18 protein-coding genes are annotated in these 19,682 nt (G+C 57.1%); 16 read left to right on the top strand and 2 right to left on the bottom strand.

From position 1 onward, the window contains the following. Positions 1-63 precede the first annotated feature (63 nt). The 6 genes from Q0955_RS14585 (at position 64) to Q0955_RS14560 (ending at position 5,463) form a co-directional block, all read left to right on the top strand. On the top strand, positions 64-624 hold the full coding sequence (locus Q0955_RS14585) for a F0F1 ATP synthase subunit delta (protein WP_299425335.1): 561 nt from the start codon (positions 64-66) through the stop codon (positions 622-624). After that, entirely contained in the window at positions 624-2,162 is a 1,539-nt protein-coding gene (gene atpA / locus Q0955_RS14580; protein ID WP_299425333.1) for a F0F1 ATP synthase subunit alpha, read from the top strand. Before Q0955_RS14585 ends, atpA begins: the two co-directional genes overlap by 1 nt. A gap of 12 nt (positions 2,163-2,174) precedes the next feature. Further along, positions 2,175-3,047, top strand: coding sequence for a F0F1 ATP synthase subunit gamma (locus Q0955_RS14575; RefSeq protein WP_299425330.1), 873 nt, complete (start codon positions 2,175-2,177; stop codon positions 3,045-3,047). A 16-nt stretch (positions 3,048-3,063) separates the two neighbouring features. Next, on the top strand, positions 3,064-4,488 hold the full coding sequence (gene atpD, locus Q0955_RS14570) for a F0F1 ATP synthase subunit beta (RefSeq protein ID WP_299425327.1): 1,425 nt from the start codon (positions 3,064-3,066) through the stop codon (positions 4,486-4,488). Positions 4,489-4,598: 110 nt separating this feature from the next. After that, positions 4,599-4,994: a F0F1 ATP synthase subunit epsilon gene (locus Q0955_RS14565; protein ID WP_299425324.1), complete on the top strand. Its 396-nt coding sequence runs from the start codon at positions 4,599-4,601 to the stop codon at positions 4,992-4,994. Between the two features lie 115 nt (positions 4,995-5,109). Next, positions 5,110-5,463, top strand: coding sequence for an H-type lectin domain-containing protein (locus tag Q0955_RS14560; protein ID WP_299425322.1), 354 nt, complete (start codon positions 5,110-5,112; stop codon positions 5,461-5,463). 88 nt (positions 5,464-5,551) lie between these two features. Here the strand turns inward: Q0955_RS14560 and ugpC are convergent, their stop codons facing one another. Together ugpC and Q0955_RS14550 are read right to left on the bottom strand one after the other, a co-directional pair. Beyond that, complete coding sequence (gene ugpC, locus Q0955_RS14555; protein WP_299425319.1) at positions 5,552-6,610, bottom strand: sn-glycerol-3-phosphate ABC transporter ATP-binding protein UgpC; 1,059 nt, start codon at positions 6,608-6,610, stop codon at positions 5,552-5,554. Then, complete coding sequence (locus tag Q0955_RS14550; protein WP_299425317.1) at positions 6,607-7,401, bottom strand: IclR family transcriptional regulator; 795 nt, start codon at positions 7,399-7,401, stop codon at positions 6,607-6,609. The genes ugpC and Q0955_RS14550 overlap by 4 nt, the downstream gene beginning before the upstream one ends. A gap of 147 nt (positions 7,402-7,548) precedes the next feature. Between Q0955_RS14550 and Q0955_RS14545 the strand changes: the two genes are divergently transcribed. The 10 genes from Q0955_RS14545 (at position 7,549) to Q0955_RS14500 (ending at position 19,502) form a co-directional block, all read left to right on the top strand. Then, positions 7,549-8,805 carry an ABC transporter substrate-binding protein gene (locus Q0955_RS14545; RefSeq protein WP_299425315.1) on the top strand — a complete coding sequence of 419 codons (1,257 nt, stop codon included), beginning with the start codon at positions 7,549-7,551 and terminating at the stop codon, positions 8,803-8,805. A gap of 95 nt (positions 8,806-8,900) precedes the next feature. Then, the gene (locus tag Q0955_RS14540; protein WP_299425314.1) at positions 8,901-9,827 is read left to right on the top strand and encodes a sugar ABC transporter permease; all 927 of its coding nucleotides are present in this window, start codon (positions 8,901-8,903) and stop codon (positions 9,825-9,827) included. Between the two features lies 1 nt (position 9,828). After that, entirely contained in the window at positions 9,829-10,677 is an 849-nt protein-coding gene (locus Q0955_RS14535; protein WP_299425311.1) for a carbohydrate ABC transporter permease, read from the top strand. 8 nt (positions 10,678-10,685) lie between these two features. Beyond that, positions 10,686-12,740, top strand: a complete 2,055-nt coding sequence (locus Q0955_RS14530; RefSeq protein ID WP_299425783.1) for an alpha-galactosidase — start codon at positions 10,686-10,688, stop codon at positions 12,738-12,740. Further along, a complete protein-coding gene (locus Q0955_RS14525) occupies positions 12,737-14,446 on the top strand; it encodes an IlvD/Edd family dehydratase (protein WP_299425309.1) in 1,710 nt (569 codons plus the stop codon). The genes Q0955_RS14530 and Q0955_RS14525 overlap by 4 nt, the downstream gene beginning before the upstream one ends. Then, positions 14,446-15,207 (top strand): SDR family oxidoreductase, encoded by a 762-nt coding sequence (locus Q0955_RS14520; protein WP_299425306.1) that lies wholly within the window; start codon positions 14,446-14,448, stop codon positions 15,205-15,207. The genes Q0955_RS14525 and Q0955_RS14520 overlap by 1 nt, the downstream gene beginning before the upstream one ends. Before the next feature lie 3 nt (positions 15,208-15,210). Beyond that, positions 15,211-16,101: a 2-dehydro-3-deoxygalactonokinase gene (locus Q0955_RS14515; RefSeq protein WP_299425304.1), complete on the top strand. Its 891-nt coding sequence runs from the start codon at positions 15,211-15,213 to the stop codon at positions 16,099-16,101. A 4-nt stretch (positions 16,102-16,105) separates the two neighbouring features. Beyond that, positions 16,106-16,711: a 2-dehydro-3-deoxy-6-phosphogalactonate aldolase gene (locus Q0955_RS14510; protein WP_299425301.1), complete on the top strand. Its 606-nt coding sequence runs from the start codon at positions 16,106-16,108 to the stop codon at positions 16,709-16,711. Further along, positions 16,708-17,568 carry an SMP-30/gluconolactonase/LRE family protein gene (locus Q0955_RS14505; RefSeq protein ID WP_299425299.1) on the top strand — a complete coding sequence of 287 codons (861 nt, stop codon included), beginning with the start codon at positions 16,708-16,710 and terminating at the stop codon, positions 17,566-17,568. The genes Q0955_RS14510 and Q0955_RS14505 overlap by 4 nt, the downstream gene beginning before the upstream one ends. Continuing rightward, the gene (locus Q0955_RS14500; protein ID WP_299425296.1) at positions 17,565-19,502 is read left to right on the top strand and encodes a beta-galactosidase; all 1,938 of its coding nucleotides are present in this window, start codon (positions 17,565-17,567) and stop codon (positions 19,500-19,502) included. Before Q0955_RS14505 ends, Q0955_RS14500 begins: the two co-directional genes overlap by 4 nt. The last annotated feature ends 180 nt before the right edge of the window (positions 19,503-19,682 follow it).

Genomic DNA, 19,682 nt, shown 5'->3' with positions numbered 1-19,682 from the left:
ACGTCCTTACGCGATGCATACAATTGTATGCAGAGTGTGAGGCAAGCAAGCGGAAGGGTGGACGTGTCCGAACCAGCTTCGATCTCCTCCGGCATTGCGGAACGCTATGCCACTGCGGTCTTTGAGATCGCACTCGAGAATAAGGCGCTGACCAAATTGGAAAGCGGTCTTGTAGACCTCAACGCAGCTTTGGGCGAAAGCGCCGAGCTGCGTGATCTGATTCATTCGCCGCTGATCAGCCGCGATGAGCAGGAAGCTGCGATCACCGCAGTAGCCACCAAGCTTGATTTGCAGCCCGTGCTGAGCAAGTCGTTGGCACTGATGGCGCAGAAGCGCCGTCTGTTTGTGCTGCCGCAGCTGATTGAGCACCTGCAGGCAATGATTGCCGAGAACAAAGGCGAAGTGACCGCAGATGTCACCACCGCCAAAGCTTTGACCAAAACCCAAAGCGACAAGCTGGCCAAAACGCTGGCAGCTCGTGTGGGCAAAGACGTCAAAATCAACGCGACCGTCGACGAGAGCCTCGTCGGTGGTCTTGTAGTTAAAGTGGGCTCGAAGATGATCGACACGTCGATCCGCTCCAAGCTCGCTTCCCTCCAGAATGCAATGAAAGAGGTCGGATAATGGGTATCCAAGCAGCCGAAATCTCTGCGATCCTTAAGGAGCAGATTAAAAACTTTGGCCAGGAGGCCGAAGTGGCCGAAGTCGGCCGTGTGCTTTCCGTCGGTGACGGTATTGCGCGCGTCTACGGTCTGGACAATGTTCAAGCCGGTGAGATGGTTGAATTCCCTGGTGGTATTCAAGGCATGGCGCTGAACCTTGAGAATGACAACGTTGGTGTTGTTATCTTTGGTTCTGACCGTGACATCAAAGAAGGTGACACAGTTAAGCGCACCAACTCCATCGTGGACGTGCCAACCGGTGACGGCCTGCTGGGTCGTGTTGTTGACGGTCTGGGCAACCCGCTGGACGGCAAGGGTCCGATCAAATCGGACACCCGTGGCGTTGCGGACGTAAAAGCGCCGGGCATTATCCCGCGTAAATCCGTTCACGAACCAATGGCCACTGGCCTGAAGTCCGTTGACGCGATGATCCCAATTGGTCGTGGCCAGCGTGAGCTGATCATTGGTGACCGTCAGACCGGTAAAACTGCCGTTGCTCTGGACGCGATCCTGAACCAGAAATCCTACAACGACGCCGCCGGCGACGATGAGAGCAAGAAGCTGTACTGCGTATACGTTGCGGTTGGCCAGAAGCGCTCCACTGTTGCTCAGCTGGTGAAAAAGCTGGAAGAAACCGGTGCGATTGAATACTCGATCGTTGTGGCCGCTACCGCATCCGACCCGGCTCCAATGCAGTTCCTGGCGCCATACGCCGCGACCGCAATGGCAGAACACTTCCGCGACAACGGCCGTCACGCTCTGATCATCTATGATGATCTCTCCAAGCAAGCTGTGGCTTACCGTCAGATGTCCCTGCTGCTGCGTCGTCCACCCGGACGTGAAGCGTACCCAGGTGACGTTTTCTATCTTCACTCCCGTCTGCTCGAGCGTTCCGCGAAGCTGAACGAAGACAACGGTTCCGGCTCGCTGACCGCGCTGCCGATCATTGAAACCCAAGGTGGCGACGTTTCCGCGTTTATTCCAACCAACGTGATTTCGATCACCGACGGTCAGATCTTCCTGGAAACCGAACTGTTCTACCAAGGTATCCGTCCTGCGGTGAACACCGGTCTGTCGGTTTCCCGTGTTGGCTCCTCGGCTCAAACCAAAGCGATGTCTTCGGTTGCCGGTCCGGTTAAGCTGTCTCTGGCTCAGTACCGTGAAATGGCTGCGTTTGCGCAGTTTGGTTCCGATCTCGACGCCGCAACTCAGCAACTGCTGAACCGTGGTGCGCGTCTGACCGAGCTGATGAAACAGCCACAGTACTCGCCGCTGACCAACGCTGAAATCGTCTGCGTGATCTTCGCCGGTGTGAACGGTTACCTCGACAAAATCGACGTATCTGACGTTGGCCGCTACGAAGAAGCCATGCTGACACACCTGCGCACCAAGAACGCTGACCTGCTTGAGTGGATCACCAACGAAGATCCAAAAATCAAGGGCGACGCCGCAGACAAAGTGAAAGCCGCGCTGGACGCATTCGCCGCTGACTTCGCATAAGGGGTTCGGACCATGCCTAGTCTGAAGGACCTAAAAAATCGGATCGAGAGTGTGAAAAACACTCGGAAGATCACCAAAGCCATGCAGATGGTTGCCGCGGCGAAACTTCGCCGCGCGCAGGAAGCTGCTGAGCAGTCACGGCCTTACACAGAACGGTTTAATGCCGTTCTGGGTGGGCTCGCGGCCTCGGTTGGCGGCTCCGACACTGCTCCGAAGTTGCTTGCGGGCACCGGAAGCGATCAGACCCACCTGTTGGTGGTGATGACCGCGGAACGTGGCCTGTGTGGCGGCTTCAACTCAAACATTGCTAAGTTGGCACGTGCGAAAGCAGCGGAACTGAAGGCCGAAGGCAAAACCGTTAAGGTTCTGACTGTTGGCAAAAAGGGCCGCGACGCGATCAAACGTGAATTGGGTGATGACTTTGTAGGCCACGTTGACCTGACTGAGGTTAAGCGCGTGGGTTATGACGACGCTCAGGGTATTGCCCGTGACATTCTTGTGCGCTTTGATGCGGGCGAGTTTGATGTTGCAACGATCTTCTACGCGAAGTTCGTGAACGTCGTGAGCCAGATCCCAACCGAACAGCAGATCATCCCAGCCGCGTTTGAAGCGGAAGAAGATGGTGCAAGCACTCTGTATGACTACGAGCCCAGCGAAGAGGCCATTCTGGCTGACCTGCTGCCGCGCGGTGTCGCAACACAGATCTTTGCCGCTCTGCTAGAAAACGGTGCCTCGGAGCAGGGTGCGCGGATGTCCGCAATGGACAACGCCACACGCAACGCAGGCGACATGATCGACAAGCTGACCATCGAGTTCAACCGCTCGCGTCAGGCTGTGATCACTAACGAGCTTATTGAAATCATCTCGGGCGCGGAAGCGCTCTAAGAACCGGAGACGAAACATGGCCAACGCAAAAGGCAAGGTGACACAGGTCATCGGCGCTGTTGTCGACGTGCAGTTCGACGACTCTCTGCCAGAGATCCTGAACGCACTGAACACCGTAAACAACGACAAGAAACTGGTTCTGGAAGTTTCCCAGCACCTCGGCGAAAACACTGTTCGCTGTATCGCAATGGACGCGACCGAAGGTCTGGTTCGTGGCGCCCCAGTAGAAGACACTGGCGCTCCGATCTCGATCCCGGTTGGCAACGCGACTTTGGGTCGTATCCTGAACGTCATCGGCGAGCCGGTTGACGAAGGTGGTCCGGTTAACGCAACCGAAACCCGCTCCATCCACCAGCCGGCGCCGGAATTCTCCGAACAGTCGACTGAATCTGAAGTGCTGGTGACCGGCATTAAAGTGATCGACCTTCTCGCGCCTTACTCCAAAGGTGGTAAGATTGGTCTGTTCGGTGGTGCCGGTGTTGGTAAAACCGTTCTGATCATGGAACTGATCAACAACATCGCAAAAGTGCACTCCGGTTACTCGGTGTTCGCGGGTGTTGGTGAACGTACTCGTGAAGGTAACGACCTTTACTGGGAAATGATCGAATCCAACGTGATTAAGCCAGACAACCTCGAAGAGTCCCAAGTGGCTCTGGTTTACGGCCAGATGAACGAGCCTCCCGGTGCGCGTGCGCGTGTTGCTCTGACAGGTCTGACCCTGGCGGAACAGTTCCGTGACCAGTCCGGTACCGACGTTCTGTTCTTTGTGGACAACATCTTCCGCTTTACACAGGCTGGTTCCGAGGTGTCCGCGCTTCTGGGTCGTATCCCGTCCGCGGTGGGCTACCAGCCAACCCTGGCAACCGACATGGGCGCGATGCAGGAACGCATTACATCCACAAAATCTGGTTCGATTACCTCGATCCAGGCTGTGTATGTACCTGCGGATGACTTGACCGACCCTGCGCCAGCAACCACCTTTGCGCACTTGGATGCGACCACGGTTCTGAACCGTGCGATCTCCGAGCTGGGCATCTACCCAGCGGTTGACCCACTGGACTCCTCTTCCCGTCTGATGGATCCATCGGTTGTGGGCGAAGAGCACTACAACGTGGCGTTCGAAGTTCAGGGTATTCTCCAGCGCTACAAGTCGCTGCAGGACATCATCGCCATCCTCGGCATGGACGAACTGTCTGAAGAAGATAAGCTGACCGTTGCGCGTGCGCGTAAGATCCAGCGTTTCCTCTCCCAGCCGTTCGACGTTGCGAAAGTGTTCACCGGCTCTGACGGTGTTCAGGTTCCACTGGAAGACACCATCGCATCGTTCAAAGCCGTTGTGGCTGGCGAATACGATCACCTGCCAGAAGCAGCCTTCTACATGGTTGGCGGCATCGAGGAAGTGATCGCAAAAGCCGAAAAGATGGCTGCTGAAGCGGCTTAAGCGTTGTCGATTTGAAATGACTCGCCTGGCGCTGCCTGAAATCGGAGATTTCAACGCGCCAGACGAGACAGTCAATTTCAAGTAATCGAAACGCTATTAGGAGGCCCGAAATGGCAAACGTGATGCAATTTGATCTGGTTAGCCCTGAGCGGAGCCTTGCTTCGCTTGAGGCAACCGCCGTGAAGATCCCCGGCGCGGAAGGTGACTTGACCGCCATGCCAGGTCACTCTCCGCTGTTGACCTCGCTGCGCCCTGGCGTCGTGCGTGTTCAGACCGCAGAAGGTGAAAAGGACTTTGTTGTGACCCGCGGTTTCGCGGACATCACAGCGGATTCGATCTCGGTGATCGCAGAGCATGCGCACAAAGGCGAAGATGTGACCAAAGCAGATTTGGAGGACGTCATTGCTGACGCTCGCAAAGCTGCAGCGGAGGCGCCTGAAGAGCACAAGGACGGGGCAGAGAAATTTGTCGCAGACCTTGAGCAGCTGATGCACGACATGGTCTGATCCCGACACGGATCGTAAAGATAAAGAGGCCCCGCCGACACAGGCGGGGCCTTTTGCGTTTGATGGGGTGAAAAGGCCTTGAAAGCGGCGTAATTGAATTACAGATTGGCCAACGATGAAACGGATACGAAATAACTTTGTTGGTGTGGATCAGGGCGACGAAGCGCTGTTTTCGGACTTTGAAACAGACGGCGACATGTGGACCGGCAACGGCACCCGCGAGCGTCGGAAGCTGATCAAATTCTCATCGAAATACCGCGTTCCGCCATCCGTACATGTGAGCCTGTCTTTGTGGGATATGGATGCGCAGGCCAACATTCGGGCCGAAGTGGTGGCCGAGGAGGTGACCAACCTTGGCTTCCATCTTGTATTCCGCACCTGGGGTGACAGCCGTGTGGCGCGGGTGCGCATGTCGTGGTTGGCGATTGGCGAGCTGGCCTTTGCCGATGATTGGGTGATCGAAGACTGACGGTGCGGACAGCGTGGTACAAACAAATACGCCCGACGAATGATCCGTCGGGCGTTTTGTGTTTCATCCAATGTGAGTGGTGGATGGATCAGCGCAAACGCAGCCCAGTGTCCGGATCAAACAGGTAGAGGCGTTCGGTGGGGATGGAGAGGCCAGCACTTGTGCCTTCCGCGCTTCGGGTGTCACCACGCTCTTCGACGATAAGGCGACTGCCGTCAGGCCCCGCTAGGTAGCAGTAGGACACACCGCCCAAGGCTTCAGTGAGATCAATTTTGAGCTGATCTAGTGAGTGGTCGAGCGCGATGTGTTCAGGTCGGGCGCCCACCGTCACTTTTGTCAGGCCGGAGGGCAGCGCAATTGGGCATTCTTGCGGGGCGGAGAAAGCGGCATGCACCAATTTGCCGTCGACCACGTCACATTCGAGGAAGTTCATGGCAGGGGAGCCGATGAAGCCTGCAACAAACCGGTTGTTCGGGTTGCGGTAGAGCTCCAGCGGTGCGCCAACTTGCTCGATGCGCCCATCCCGCAGCACCACAATCTTGTCCGCCATGGTCATGGCTTCGACCTGATCGTGGGTCACGTAGATCATGGTTGCGCCAATTTCCTGATGCAGGCGAGCAATTTCCACACGCATGTCGACGCGCAGCTCAGCGTCGAGGTTGGACAGGGGTTCGTCAAACAGGAACACCTCTGGGCCACGGACAATTGCGCGGCCAATTGCGACACGCTGGCGTTGGCCACCGGACAGGGCTTTGGGTTTGCGCTTGAGATATTGGTCGAGCTTCAGAATCGAAGAGGCTTTTTGCACCTTTTCTTCGATTTCCGCTTTGGGGTGACCGTTCATACGCAGGCCAAAGCCCATATTCTCTGCCACGGTCATATGTGGGTAAAGCGCGTAGGTTTGGAACACCATTGCCACGCCGCGTTTGGCGGGATCCATGTGGGTGACGTCCCGCGCGCCGATGTTGATCTGGCCGTTGGTGGTCTCTTCAAGGCCGGCAATCATGCGCAGCAATGTGGATTTGCCGCAGCCCGAGGGGCCGACAAACACGCAGAATTCGCCGTCTTCGATCTCTAGGTCAATGCCATGAATGACCTGCGTTTCGCCGTACTTCTTGATGGCGCCTTGAAGGGTTACACCCGTCATGTTGTCTCTACCTTTTGTTGTCGCGTTTCCGGGAAGCGCCAAGCTTCCGCCTCTTCGCCGATGCGTTTTGCGGTTGCCAAAACGCGGGGGGCGAGGTTTTCGAGTTGGTCCAGGGATGTGCGGCTGGTGGGGCCGGTCACAGACAGCGCACCGAGCATCCGGCCGCCGTTGGTCAGGATCGGCACAGCAATGCAGACAATGCCGGGTTCATGTTCTTCTCGGTCAAACGCGTAGCCGCGCGCGCGAATGGCGGTCAGTTCTTCGCGCAGGCTTTCCGGCGAATCCAGCGTGCTGGGCGTGAAACGGTGAAAGCTTTGCTGCGCAATGGCGCGTTCAAGCGCTTCACCTTCAACAAAAGCGAGCATGGCTTTGCCAACGCCGGTGCAGTAGGCGGGGCCAACTTTGCCCGCTTGGGAGTACATTTCGACCGGCTTTGCGGCGTTGCGTTTGTCGACATAGAGGACCTGAGAGGCGTCCAGTTGCGCGAGGTGCACGGTCTCGCCGGTCTCAGCAGACAGCCGATCCAAAAAGGGGCGTGCAATGGGCGCCAGAGAACTGGTGGTCCAGGCGGCGTGGGCCAGCCGCACCAGCCGCATGCCCATGGCATAAGTTTGGCGCTCAGGCTCATACGACAGCATGCCCTGATTGGTCAGGGTTTGTAGGAATCGGTACAGCGTCGCCTTGGGGTAGGGACTTTTTTCCTGCAATTCGCCAAAGCGCACTGGTCGCTCAAAAGCAGCAACTTGTTCAAGCACATCAAGGGCTTTGCCAACTGTTCCGTCTCCAGACATGTGGATTTCTTCTCCTCCATAGAGTCCGTCAGCCGTTAGGAATCTGTTGACAACCTAATCGACTCTGTGTGTAGATTTCAATATGTAAAACATGGTTTCAAATAATGGAACTGCTAATTGCATAATTTTGGAGACAGGGAGGAACAAATGCTTTCCAAAATGAAAACCACTGCCGCCGCCGCTGCGGTTGCCTCTGCGTTTGCTGTACCGGCTTCTGCGGAGCTGACCGGCGACCTGAGTATTTTCCTGGACACATCCAACCCGGCGCCGCGCGCGACCATGGAGGCGATGATAGACCGCTTCAAAGCGGAGCACCCTGGGCTGAACGTTGAAACCACGGTGATTGACCGCGAAGCCTACAAAACCCAGATCCGCAACTTCCTGACCGCAAATGCGCCGGATGTGGCGACCTGGTACGCGGCAAACCGCATGCGTCCTTATGTGGAAGCCGGTTTGTTTGAGGATGTTTCTGACCTTTATGCAGAGCCAGAAATTGCCGAAGGCCTGGCCTCCACCAAAGGTGCGCTGACCATCGACGACAAACAGTGGGGTGTGGCCTACACCTACTACCAGTGGGGCGTGTATTACCGCAAAGATATCTTCGCTGAGCTTGGCCTGTCTGAGCCAACCAATTGGGAAGAAGAGAAAGCCAACTGTGGTAAGATCGTTGCCTCTGGTCGTGCGTGCTACACCATTGGCACCAAGTACCTGTGGACCGCTGGCGGCTGGTTTGATTACCTGAACATGCGCACCAACGGCTTTGATTTCCACATGGATCTGGCCGCGGGCAACGTGTCTTGGGAAGACGACCGCGTGAAGCAGACGTTCATGAACTGGAAAGAGCTGATCGACATGGGCGGCTTTATTGCTGACCACCAGACCTACAGCTGGCAGGAAGCGCTGCCGTTTATGGTGAATGGCGAGGCTGCGTCTTACCTGATGGGCAACTTCGCAGTGGCACCGCTGCGCGAAGCCGGTCTGACCGACGATCAGTTGGACTTCTACCAATTCCCGGTCATCAACCCCGAAGTTGCGCTGTCTGAGGATGCGCCAACCGACACCTTCCACATTCCAGCTAACGCGAAGAACAAGGAAGCCGCACGTGAATTCCTGCGCTTTGCCACTTCGCCGGCGGAACAGACCATCATCAACAACGGCAAAAACCTGGGCCAGCTGCCTGTAAACGCAGCGTCCTCCGTGGATGATGATAAGTTCCTGCAGATGGGCTTTGAGATGCTGTCCAATAACTCCACCGGTGGCGTGGCCCAGTTCTGGGATCGCGATGCACCGGCAGAAATGGCAAAAGTGTCCATGGAAGGTTTCCAGGAGTTCATGGTCAAGCCAGACCAGATGGACAAGATCCTGGCCAAGCTGGAGCGAGCCCGCGGCCGCATTTACAAGTGATGAGCCGTTAGGACAAAAAGCTGTTCTGGGCTTCGTTCAATCGACAAGGCGGGGGAAGACTTCCGCCTTGTCAGCCTCAATTATCGGGTTTTCTCATGACCGTTTCCTCTGACATTCCTGACACTGAAAGCTGGTTCCATCGCAACCAACAGCGCATTGCGCCATGGTTGTTTCTGGCGCCTGGCATCCTGTTCTTTGCGGTCTACGTGATCGCGCCGGTGTTTCAGTCTTTCAATCTCTCGCTCTACGAATGGGACGGGCTGGGCGAAAAGACCTATGTGGGGATGCGCAACTACGAAGATCTCTATTGGGAGTACGTGGATCGAGACGCTTTTTTCACCTCGTTGAAAAACAACGTGATGTGGCTGTTTCTCTACCTACTTGCCATTCCTGCGGGCCTGTTCATTGCGCTGTTTCTGAACCAGACCGTGCGTGGCATCCGCATCTATAAGTCGCTGTTTTTCTTCCCCTTTGTGATTTCACAAGTGGTGGTGGGTCTGGTGTTTACCTGGTTCTATGACCCAAACTTTGGGTTGCTGAACACGATGCTTGGCTGGATTGGCATGGGCCCCATAAACGTCTTGGGCAATGAACATCTGGTCACCTATGGCATCGTGGCGGCGGGGCTTTGGCCGCAGACCGCCTATTGCATGATCCTCTATCTCACCGGTCTTAATGCGGTGGACCCGGAACAGATCGAAGCGGGTCGGTTGGATGGGGCCAAAGGCTGGTCGATGTTGTGGAACATCATCCTGCCACAGCTACGTCCAGCAACGTTTATTGCTTTCGTGGTGACGATCATCGGCGCGCTGCGGTCGTTTGATCTGATCTCCATTATGACGCAGGGCGGCCCGTTTGGCAGCTCGCGTGTGTTGGCTTACTACATGTTCGAAGTGGCTCTGTCGGAATATGGCTTCCGCATGGGTTACGGCGCGGCCATCGCGGTGGTGCTGTTCCTGATTATGCTGTGCTTCATCACCTACTTCCTGTGGTCGATGTATCGCGAAGAGAAGGGGCACTGAGATGTTTCCGAAACCGATCGAAAAACAATCCCAGGCCGCGCAGGTTGCTTACAAATCCCTGCTTCCAGTGGCTCTGGCCTTCTGGCTGGCACCCTTGCTGGCGGTGGCTCTGTTTTCCGTAAAGCCGGATGCGGATTTTACCTCGGGCAACTACTGGGGGCTGCCGTCGAGCTTTGAAGGCGCGGCCAACTACGGGCAGGTGTTCTTCAACTCCGATATGCCGCGCTATTTGCTCAACTCGTTCATGATCACGGTGCCAACAGTGATTGGGGCCGTGGCGCTCAGCGCGATGACGGGTTTTGCGCTTGGCATCTACAAATTCCGTGCCAACCTGTGGATTTTCTTCATGTTTGTGGCCGGAAACTTTGTGCCATTTCAGATCCTGATGGTGCCGGTACGTGACCTGACACTGGAGTTGGGGCTCTACAATACCAAGACCGGCCTCGTGTTGTTCCATGTGGCGTTCCAGACCGGCTTCTGCACCTTGTTTATGCGCAACTTTATACGGGCGCTGCCATTTGAACTGATTGAGGCCGCGCGGGTTGAAGGGGTGAGCGAATGGCGCATCTTCTGGTATGTGGTGCTGCCGTTGATGAAACCGGCGTTGGCGGCGTTGTCGGTGCTGATCTTCACCTTCATCTGGAACGACTACTTCTGGGCTGTGGTGTTGACACAAGGCATCGAAAGCCAGCCCGTGACCGCCGGCATTACCTCGTTTAACGCGCAATTCCGCGCCGCGTATCACCTGATGAGCGCGGGCTCGATAGTGGCGGCGCTGCCGCCGGTGGCGATGTTCTTCCTGATGCAGCGGCACTTCATTGCCGGTCTGACGCTTGGAGCCGTGAAGTGACGCAAGAGATGCAAACCTGGCGCATTGATGCGCCGGGTCAGACCTTGGTTCTGGCCTCAGATGGAGGCGTGCCCAGCGCGCTCTACTGGGGGGCGGCTTTGCCAACGAGGCAAGACCTGTCGCAAATTGGCCTGATCGCAGCGCGGGATGTGACTGGCGGGATGATTGATCGTTTGCCAGACGTATCGCTGTGCCCGGAAGCGGGGCATAGCTTTCAGGGACAGGCGGGGCTGGTGGCCTATCGTGATTGTCAGCCGCTGTATCCTCGGTTGACGTTGGTTGAGGCAGATGGCACGCGGTTTGTGTGCCGTGATGAGGCGCTTGGGCTGACGACTACCTTTGCTTTTGCGATTGAAGGCGATGTGATTGCGGCACGGGCAACGCTGGTGTCCGAGGCGGAGATCACCGTGCACCATCTGGCAGCGCCTGTGATGCCGGGACCGCAAAACGGCGATGGAATTCTGGATTTCTCCGGTCGGTGGATTGGCGAGTTTCAGGTGGAACGTGCACCTTGGCGGGCAGGCATCCACATGCGTGAGGCGCGTGGGGGGCGATCTGGTCATGAACATCCGCCGATTGCGTATTTCCCGGAACGTGGGGCGCAAAACACCTCTGGCACTGTATTTGCCATGCACTATGGCTGGTCCGGCGGGCATGTGATGTACGCTGAGGAGTTGCCGGATGGGCGGCGACAGATCCAGTTTGGGCATGCGACTGGCACGCGGGCAACAGGCACGACCTTTGAAACGGCTAAGCTGTATCTGTCCGTTTCTGAAACGGGACTAAATGGCTGCGCAACCGCGTTTCAGCGGCATTTGCGCGATCACGTTGTGACCTGGCCCCATCCGGAGCGGCCGCGTCCGGTGCATTACAACTGCTGGGAAGCGGTGTATTTTGACCATGATGTCGACGTGCTGAAAGACATTGCGGAACAGGCCGCCAAACTGGGCGCAGAGCGGTTTGTTCTGGATGACGGCTGGTTTGGCAAGCGCGACGATGACACCAGCTCACTGGGGGATTGGGACATTGATCCGCGCAAATGGCCGGATGGTTTGACGCCGATCATTGAGCACGTGAAATCGCTGGGCATGGTGTTTGGTCTCTGGTTTGAGCCGGAGATGGTTAATATGGACAGCGATCTGGCGCGCGCGCATCCGGAATGGATTTTGGGGCCGGTGGATCAGGTCGAAGGGCGTCAACAGCGGGTACTGGATGTAAGCAATCCAGAGGTGCGTGACTATCTCTATGACAAGATTGCCGCCGTGTTGTCCGCGCATGACATTGACTACATCAAATGGGATCACAACCGGTTGCTGCCTGTCTCGGATGCAGCGCAGGCGGACGGTGTCTACACGCTTCTGGGGCGGTTGCGTGCGGATTTTTCAGAAGTGGAAATTGAAAGCTGCGCTTCCGGTGGTGGACGGATTGATGCCGGTATTTTGGAGCATACACAGCGGGTTTGGCTCAGCGACAGCAATGACGCGCTGGAGCGGCTGCGCATTCAGCATGATGCGGCGTTGATGTTGCCAATGGCGATCGCCGGTAGTCACGTTGGCCCACGCCACTGCCACACGTCAGGGCGGGTGCATGATATTCGCTTCCGGGCTTGGGTTGCGGCGCAACGGCACATGGGATTTGAAATGGATCCGCGTGAGCTTACTCAGGAAGAGGCCACAGTGCTGTCTCAAGTCACGGCCTGGTGGAAAAGCAATCGCGATTGGCGGCAGACGGCGGACATCTTGCGGCTGGACGTTGCGGATCCAAGCGTGATTGCCGAACAGCAGCTATCCCAAGACAAACAGCGGTTTGTGGTATTTGCAGGCAAGGCATTGACCGGCACACAAATCATGCCGCGTCCTTTGCGGCTGACCGGATTGGAGCCGGATGCCACATATGAAATTGAACTGATCAACAGGGACGAGGCGCATCATTTGTCGCGTCGCGAGATGCCGTTGAAAGACGGTCCTGTGAACCTGAGTGGTCAGCTATTGATGCAACACGGTCTCATATTGCCTTGGTCCTTCCCGGACCGGATGTGGGTGATCGAAGGAAAGAAAAAATGAGCAAGAAGCGTCGTTCCCAGCATTGGTATGGCAAGCTAGACAAGGATGGGTTCATCCATCGCAGTTGGATGAAGAACCAGGGGTTCCCCGATCACGCATTTGATGGGCGGCCGATCATCGGCATTTGCAACACCTGGTCTGAGCTGACGCCGTGTAACTCCGGTTTGCGGACCTTGGCGGAAGGTGTGAAACGCGGCGTTTGGGAGGCTGGTGGCTTTCCGGTGGAATTCCCGGTGATGTCGCTGGGTGAGACCCAGATGAAGCCGACTGCGATGCTGTTCCGCAACTTGCTGGCGATGGATGTGGAAGAGAGCATCCGGGCCTATGGCATTGATGGTGTTGTGCTGCTGGGCGGCTGTGACAAAACTACGCCGGGTCAGCTGATGGGCGCCGCCTCGGTGGATCTTCCAACCATCGTGGTGAGTTCCGGTCCGATGCTGAACGGCAAGTTCAAGGGCAAGGATATTGGCTCCGGCACGGATGTTTGGAAGTTCTCCGAAGAGGTGCGCGCGGGGGAGATGACCCTGCAGGACTTCATGAACGCGGAAAGCGGTATGAGCCGCAGCGCGGGCGTGTGTATGACAATGGGCACCGCTTCGACCATGGCCTCTTTGGTCGAGGCGATGGGTATGGCGCTGCCAACCAATGCGGCGCTGCCTGCAGTGGATGCGCGGCGGATGGCCTTGGCGCATCTGACAGGCAAACGCATTGTGGAGATGGTGGATGAGGATCTGAAGCCGTCTGACATCCTGACCAAAGAAGCGTTTGAAAACGCCATTCTGGCAAATGCTGCCGTGGGTGGGTCCACCAATGCAGTGGTGCACCTGTTGGCGCTGGCTGGACGTGTGGGCGTCGATCTGACACTGAAAGACTTTGAGATTGGTTCAGAGATTCCGCTTCTGGTGAACTGCATGCCGTCGGGCAAATACCTGATGGAGGATTTCTGCTATGCCGGTGGCGTGCCTGCTGTGCTGAGCCAATTGAAAGAGCATGTGCGCCCAGCGAACACGGTATTGGGCAAGGACATTGCGGCCTATCACGATGGCGCGGAAATCTACAACGACGACGTCATTCGCCCGCTGGACAACCCGGTGAAACCGGCGGCAGGCCTGCGGGTGTTGCATGGCAACCTTGCTCCCAATGGGGCGATTGTGAAGCCGTCTGCGGCTACTGATCACCTGCTGGAGCATGAAGGCGAGGCCTATGTCTTTGAGAACATCGAGGACTTGAAAGCCAACATCGATAAGCCTGATTTGCCGGTAACTGCCGATACCATTCTGGTGCTCAAAGGTTGCGGCCCTAAGGGCTATCCGGGCATGCCAGAAGTCGGCAACATGCCGATCCCAGGCAAGCTTGTGAAAGAAGGCGTGCGCGACATGATCCGGGTATCGGATGCGCGGATGTCTGGCACGGCGTATGGCACGGTGATCTTGCATGTGAGCCCGGAGGCGCAGGCCGGAGGTACTTTAGCTCTGGTGAAAACTGGCGACCGGATCAAAGTCTCGGCGTCAGGTGGCGTGCTGGAATTGCTGGTGGATGAGGCAGAGCTTGAAGCGCGTCGCGCGGCTTGGGAGCCTGATCCAGAGCACTACACCCGCGGTTATGCGAAACTTTACTACGACCATGTGTTGCAGGCTGACAAGGGCGCCGATTTGGACTTCCTTGTGGGCAAGGACACGCGGCTTGTCACACGGGAGAGCCACTGATGACCGGCACGATTTTTCCTGATCTGAAAGGCAAATCCGTTTACATCACCGGCGGGGCCAGCGGCATCGGCGCGGCCTTGACCGATGGATTCATGGCGCAAGGAGCCAAGGTGGCGATCATCGGACGCTCGGCGGCAGACGATTTCATCGCAGAGATGGAGACCAAGCACGGCGCAACGCCATTGTTTATGCAAGGAGATATCTCCGACATTCCGCGCCTGCGGGAGACCATTCAGCAGGCGGTGGGGCAACATGGCGGGTTGGATGTGTTGGTGAACAATGCGGCCAATGATCAACGCCACGCGCTCGATGAGGTGGACGAAGAATTCTACGACTGGATGCAGGCGGTGAACCAGAAAGCCTATTTCTTTGCCTGTCAGGAAGCGGCACGGCAGATGGACGGCAGTGGCGCGATCATCAACTACAGCTCGATCAGCTACATCATGGGCAACGCAGGCTATCCGATTTACACCAGCGCCAATGCAGCGATAACCGGTATGACGCGCTCGCTGGCGCGGGAGTTGGGGCCAAAAGGCATTCGCGTGAATGCGCTGGCGCCGGGCTGGGTTCTGACCCAGAAGCAGCTGGATATGTGGGCGGATCCGGAGGGATTGGCGGCGCATTTGGAGCGGCAGTGTTTGAAGGAGCATTTGACGCCGGAAGATATGATTGACCCCACGCTCTATTTGGCGTCAAACGCCAGCCGAATGATGACGGGGCAATGCATGGCGGTTGACGGCGGCGTTGTGGTTTCGGGGTAAGATATGTCTGTGCAAGCACAATGGATTGGAGTGGATTGGGGCACGTCAAAGCTGCGTGCCTTTGCCATGGAAGGTGACACACTTTTGACGACGGCGCAGTCGGACAAAGGCATGGCTCGGTTGGTGGCTGGCGGCTTTGAAGCGGCATTATTGGAGCTGGTCGAGGGCTGGCTTGGCGATGGTCCGACGGATGTGATCGCCTGCGGTATGGTGGGGGCACGCCAAGGTTGGGTTGAGGCGCCCTATACGGCGGTACCAGCATCCGCATTGGCGCCCAAGCCGGTGCTGGTGCCAGGTACCGATGTCCGGTTGCGGGTGCATGTGGTTCCCGGCCTGAAACAGGTCAAACCGGCCGATGTGATGCGCGGAGAAGAGACACAGATTGCGGGCTTTCTATCGCGGAATGAGAGCTGGGACGGCGTGCTATGTTTGCCGGGTACCCACACCAAATGGGCGCACGTGAGCGCCGATGAAGTGGTGAGTTTCCGCACCTTCATGACCGGTGAGCTGTTTTCTCTTCTGAGTAAGCAGTCTGTGCTTCAGCACTCGGTAGGTGAGGGCTGGGACGCGGAGGCCTTTGCGGCGGGCATGGATATGACCCTGTCGCGGCCGGAAAACCTTGCCTCAGAACTGTTTGGTATTCGCGCCAGTGATCTGTTGAATGCCACGCCTTCTCCGGCGGCGCGTTCGCGCCTGTCGGGGCTGTTGTTGGGCGCTGAACTGGCGGCGTCGCGGCCGTATTGGCTGGGGCAGCAGATTGCAGTGATCGGGGAGCAGCAGCTGTCCGACGTTTATGCTGAGGCCCTGAAGGCCCAGGGCGGTTGGGTGACCGTTGTGGACTGTCAGGACATGACACTTGCGGGGCTATCGGCCGCGCGCAACCTTTTAGGATAACAATATGAACCGGTCGATTATTGCTATCTTGCGCGGGGTAACCCCGGGCGAGATCGAAGCCATGGCGGATGCCATCATTGCAGCGGGTATCGATAAGATCGAGGTGCCGCTGAACTCGCCTGATCCATTGGAGAGCATTGAACTCTTGGCGAAGGGTTTTGGGGATCGCGCGCTTGTTGGGGCGGGTACGGTGCTTGAGGTTGCACAGGTGGATGCGGTGGCTGGCGTGGGCGGCAAGCTGATTGTTTCGCCCAATTGCGATACCGACGTGATAGCGCATACCGCCAAACTTGGTTTGGAGAGTTGGCCAGGGGTGTTTACGCCGACGGAAGCCTTTGCTGCATTGAAAGCTGGTGCAACTGGGCTGAAGCTGTTCCCCGGCAATATGGCCGGGCCGGGTGGCCTCAAAGCTGTGCGGGCGGTGCTGCCCAAAGACAGCAAAGTATACGCCGTGGGTGGCGCTGGGCCTGAGAATTTTGGCGAGTGGGTTGCCGCCGGAGCAGATGGCTTTGGTATTGGCTCGGCAATTTACAAATCCGGCATGAGCGTGGAGGATGTGCGTCAACGGGCAGAGGCCATTGTGGCCGACTATGACGAGGCACTTGCATGAGCACTATTTTTGACAACAGGCCGTGTGCGCTAGGGGAAGGGCCACTGTGGCATCCCGAACGCAAGCAGCTGTTTTGGTTTGATATTGTTGGCAAACGTATGCTGAGCCAAGCCGATGGGAATCCGTTGGAATGGCAGTTTGACGAATATGTGTCCGCGGCTGGTTGGGTAGATCATGACACGCTGATCCTTGCGTCTGAAACGGCGCTTTGGCTGTTTTACCTCGACACGGAAGAGCAGGAATACCTGTGCTCATTGGAGGCGGACAATCCGGTGACACGCTCCAATGACGGACGCGCAGACCCGTGGGGTGGGTTTTGGATCGGCACCATGGGAAAAAATGCGGAACGCAAAGCCGGTGCGATCTATCGTTACTTTGACGGTGCGTTGCGCAAGCTGGTCTCAAAGGTGACAATTTCCAATGCGATTTGTTTCGATAAGTCGCGTGACTGTGCCTATTACACCGACACGGTCACCAAATTGGTCATGCGTCAAACTGTAGATGCGGAGACAGGTTGGCCGATTGGCAAAGCAGAGGTTTTTCTCGATCTCAATGAGGATGGGTTGAACCCCGACGGCGCGGTTGTGGATGCGGAAGGCAATATCTGGATTGCACAATGGGGGGCGGCGCGTGTGGCCGCCTATGACCCGGAGGGCAACTTTCTGAAATCCGTAGCCGTGGGCGGGCAGCACAGCAGTTGTCCGGCGTTTGGTCGCGATGATTTGACCACGCTGTTTGTGACCTCCGCCCGCGAGGGTATCGACGAAAAGGCATTGGCAGAGACGCCGGAGAACGGCATGGTCTTTGCAATAGACAACGCGGCCCAAGGGGTGGCGGAACCACGGGTGATCTTATGAAACAAGAATTGGGCGTTTGTTATTATCCTGAGCATTGGCCGGAAGAGAACTGGGCCAAGGATGCGGCGGATATGACTGCGACTGGCATCCGTTGGGTGCGGATTGGTGAATTTGCCTGGAGCCGGATGGAAGCTGTGCCTGGGCAGATGACGCTGGAGTGGTTGGACCGGGCAATTGAGGTTCTGGGTGCTGCGGGGCTGAAAGTGGTTCTGGGCACACCAACGGCAACGCCACCTCGTTGGATGATCGATAATCACCCCGATATGCTGGCGGTGGACGAGAACGGCGCACCCCGCAAATTTGGCTCACGCCGACACTATTGTTTCAGCCATCAAGGTTATCGTCAGGAATGCGCCCGCATCACGCAGATTGTGGCAGAGCGTTATGGTAAGAACCCGCATGTGGCTGCCTGGCAGACCGACAATGAATATGGCTGCCACGACACCACAATCAGCTACTCAGAGTCCGCCAAGGTAGCGTTTCAGAACTGGTGTAAGGCGCGTTATGGCTCGGTGGAAGCGCTCAATGAGGCCTGGGGTAATGTGTTCTGGTCGATGGAGTATGCGGCGTTTGATCAGATCGATTTGCCAAACCTGACCGTGACAGACCCAAACCCGGCTCACGTGCTGGCGTTCCGTCGCTTTTCAAGTGATCAGGTTGTGGCGTTCAACAAGGTGCAGGCTGACATTTTGAAGGCGCATACGGATGCCCCGCTGATCCACAACTACATGGGGCGCATTCTGGAATTTGACCATTTTGATGTGGGCGAAGATCTCGATATTGCGAGCTGGGACAGCTACCCAATTGGGTTCTTGTCGGACCGGCTGGAAGCCACGGATGAGCACAAGGCGCGGTTCTTGCGGCAGGGCGATCCCGATTTTCAAGCCTTCCATCATGATCTTTATCGCGCGGTTGGCAAAGGCCGCTGGTGGGTCATGGAACAGCAACCCGGGCCTGTGAATTGGGCGCCGTATAACCCTGCACCTTTGCCGGGCATGGTAGCGCTTTGGGCGTTGGAAGCCTTTGCCCATGGGGCAGAGGTGGTGAGTTACTTCCGCTGGCGGCAGGCGCCGTTTGCGCAGGAACAGATGCACGCGGGCCTTCAAGCGCCAGATGGCGTAGACGCGCCGGGCATGGACCAGGCGCGGGCCGTGGCCGGTGTGCTCGACATGCTGAAAGAGCAGGACACCCAACAGGCGGATGTGGCGCTGGTGTTTGACTATGCCTCTGATTGGGCTTGGAAAACCCAGCCGCAAGGCGCCGGGTTTGATTACTTCCGATTGGTGTTTTCTGCCTACCGCGGATTGCGCCGGGCGGGACTGTCCGTGGACATCGTGAGCGCGGCGTGTCGGGAGTTCTCTGGCTACAAAGCGGTGTTTGCACCGGGACTGGCCACTCTTGATCCAGCGCTGGTTCTAGCGATTTCCGAAGCGGACGCGCTGGCCGTGGTGGGGCCGCGCACAGGGGCGATCACCGAAGAGTTCTCGATCCCGGCCAAAGGTCGTCCGGGTGTGCCCAGCCTGGATGTGCGGGTGGATCTGATCGAAAGCCTACCGCCACAGGCTGGCATGGATGTGTCTGGCGGCGGCAAGGTTGAACATTGGCATGAGCGCTTGTCCGGTGAGGCTGAGGTTTTGCTAAAGTCCCAAGATGGGGCGCCTGTCCTGATGGGGCAGAACGGGCGCTGGTACTTGGGCAGTTTCCCGGATGAGGCGCTTTGGGATCGGGTTGTGTCCATGGCCTGTGAACAGGCTGGCGTTGCCATGTCGCCGATGCAGGACGGTGTGCGCCGTCGCCGATTTGGCTCTTATGAGTTTGTGGTCAACTACAACAGCTTCTCCGCCAGTGTTTCCGGTCATCGCGTGCCAGCCTGTGGCGTGCTGGTGTTTGAAGGAAATACGCCGGTTGTGGCCTGTGATCTGAGTTCTGGCTAACGGGATTTCGGCGCAGATGAATTGAAGCGGGCGGTGCGAAAGCAGCGCCCGTTTTGCTTCCAGGCTTCCCGCAACGTCATGGCGCGTGGGGATTGATTAACTGAAAGGTTCGTATACGAATTAGATGTAGGTAATTCGGATGCGAACCAATCATGGCAAAACCCCCCAAGATATTTCTAC

It is taken from the genome of uncultured Shimia sp. (assembly GCF_947493595.1).
Classification (GTDB): domain Bacteria; phylum Pseudomonadota; class Alphaproteobacteria; order Rhodobacterales; family Rhodobacteraceae; genus Shimia.
Note: the sequence above shows the minus strand (reverse complement) of the source record. Positions and strands in the feature narration are given on the sequence as shown.

Excerpts from the sequence above, each read along its gene's own strand:
- atpA (WP_299425333.1), top strand. The coding sequence starts at position 624 with ATGGGTATCCAAGCAGCCGAAATCTCTGCGATCCTTAAGGAGCAGATT.
- Q0955_RS14575 (WP_299425330.1), top strand. The coding sequence starts at position 2,175 with ATGCCTAGTCTGAAGGACCTAAAAAATCGGATCGAGAGTGTGAAAAAC.
- atpD (WP_299425327.1), top strand. The coding sequence starts at position 3,064 with ATGGCCAACGCAAAAGGCAAGGTGACACAGGTCATCGGCGCTGTTGTC.
- Q0955_RS14565 (WP_299425324.1), top strand. The coding sequence starts at position 4,599 with ATGGCAAACGTGATGCAATTTGATCTGGTTAGCCCTGAGCGGAGCCTT.
- Q0955_RS14560 (WP_299425322.1), top strand. The coding sequence starts at position 5,110 with ATGAAACGGATACGAAATAACTTTGTTGGTGTGGATCAGGGCGACGAA.
- ugpC (WP_299425319.1), bottom strand. The coding sequence starts at position 6,610 with ATGACGGGTGTAACCCTTCAAGGCGCCATCAAGAAGTACGGCGAAACG.
- Q0955_RS14550 (WP_299425317.1), bottom strand. The coding sequence starts at position 7,401 with ATGTCTGGAGACGGAACAGTTGGCAAAGCCCTTGATGTGCTTGAACAA.
- Q0955_RS14545 (WP_299425315.1), top strand. The coding sequence starts at position 7,549 with ATGCTTTCCAAAATGAAAACCACTGCCGCCGCCGCTGCGGTTGCCTCT.
- Q0955_RS14540 (WP_299425314.1), top strand. The coding sequence starts at position 8,901 with ATGACCGTTTCCTCTGACATTCCTGACACTGAAAGCTGGTTCCATCGC.
- Q0955_RS14535 (WP_299425311.1), top strand. The coding sequence starts at position 9,829 with ATGTTTCCGAAACCGATCGAAAAACAATCCCAGGCCGCGCAGGTTGCT.
- Q0955_RS14530 (WP_299425783.1), top strand. The coding sequence starts at position 10,686 with ATGCAAACCTGGCGCATTGATGCGCCGGGTCAGACCTTGGTTCTGGCC.
- Q0955_RS14525 (WP_299425309.1), top strand. The coding sequence starts at position 12,737 with ATGAGCAAGAAGCGTCGTTCCCAGCATTGGTATGGCAAGCTAGACAAG.
- Q0955_RS14520 (WP_299425306.1), top strand. The coding sequence starts at position 14,446 with ATGACCGGCACGATTTTTCCTGATCTGAAAGGCAAATCCGTTTACATC.
- Q0955_RS14515 (WP_299425304.1), top strand. The coding sequence starts at position 15,211 with ATGTCTGTGCAAGCACAATGGATTGGAGTGGATTGGGGCACGTCAAAG.
- Q0955_RS14510 (WP_299425301.1), top strand. The coding sequence starts at position 16,106 with ATGAACCGGTCGATTATTGCTATCTTGCGCGGGGTAACCCCGGGCGAG.
- Q0955_RS14505 (WP_299425299.1), top strand. The coding sequence starts at position 16,708 with ATGAGCACTATTTTTGACAACAGGCCGTGTGCGCTAGGGGAAGGGCCA.
- Q0955_RS14500 (WP_299425296.1), top strand. The coding sequence starts at position 17,565 with ATGAAACAAGAATTGGGCGTTTGTTATTATCCTGAGCATTGGCCGGAA.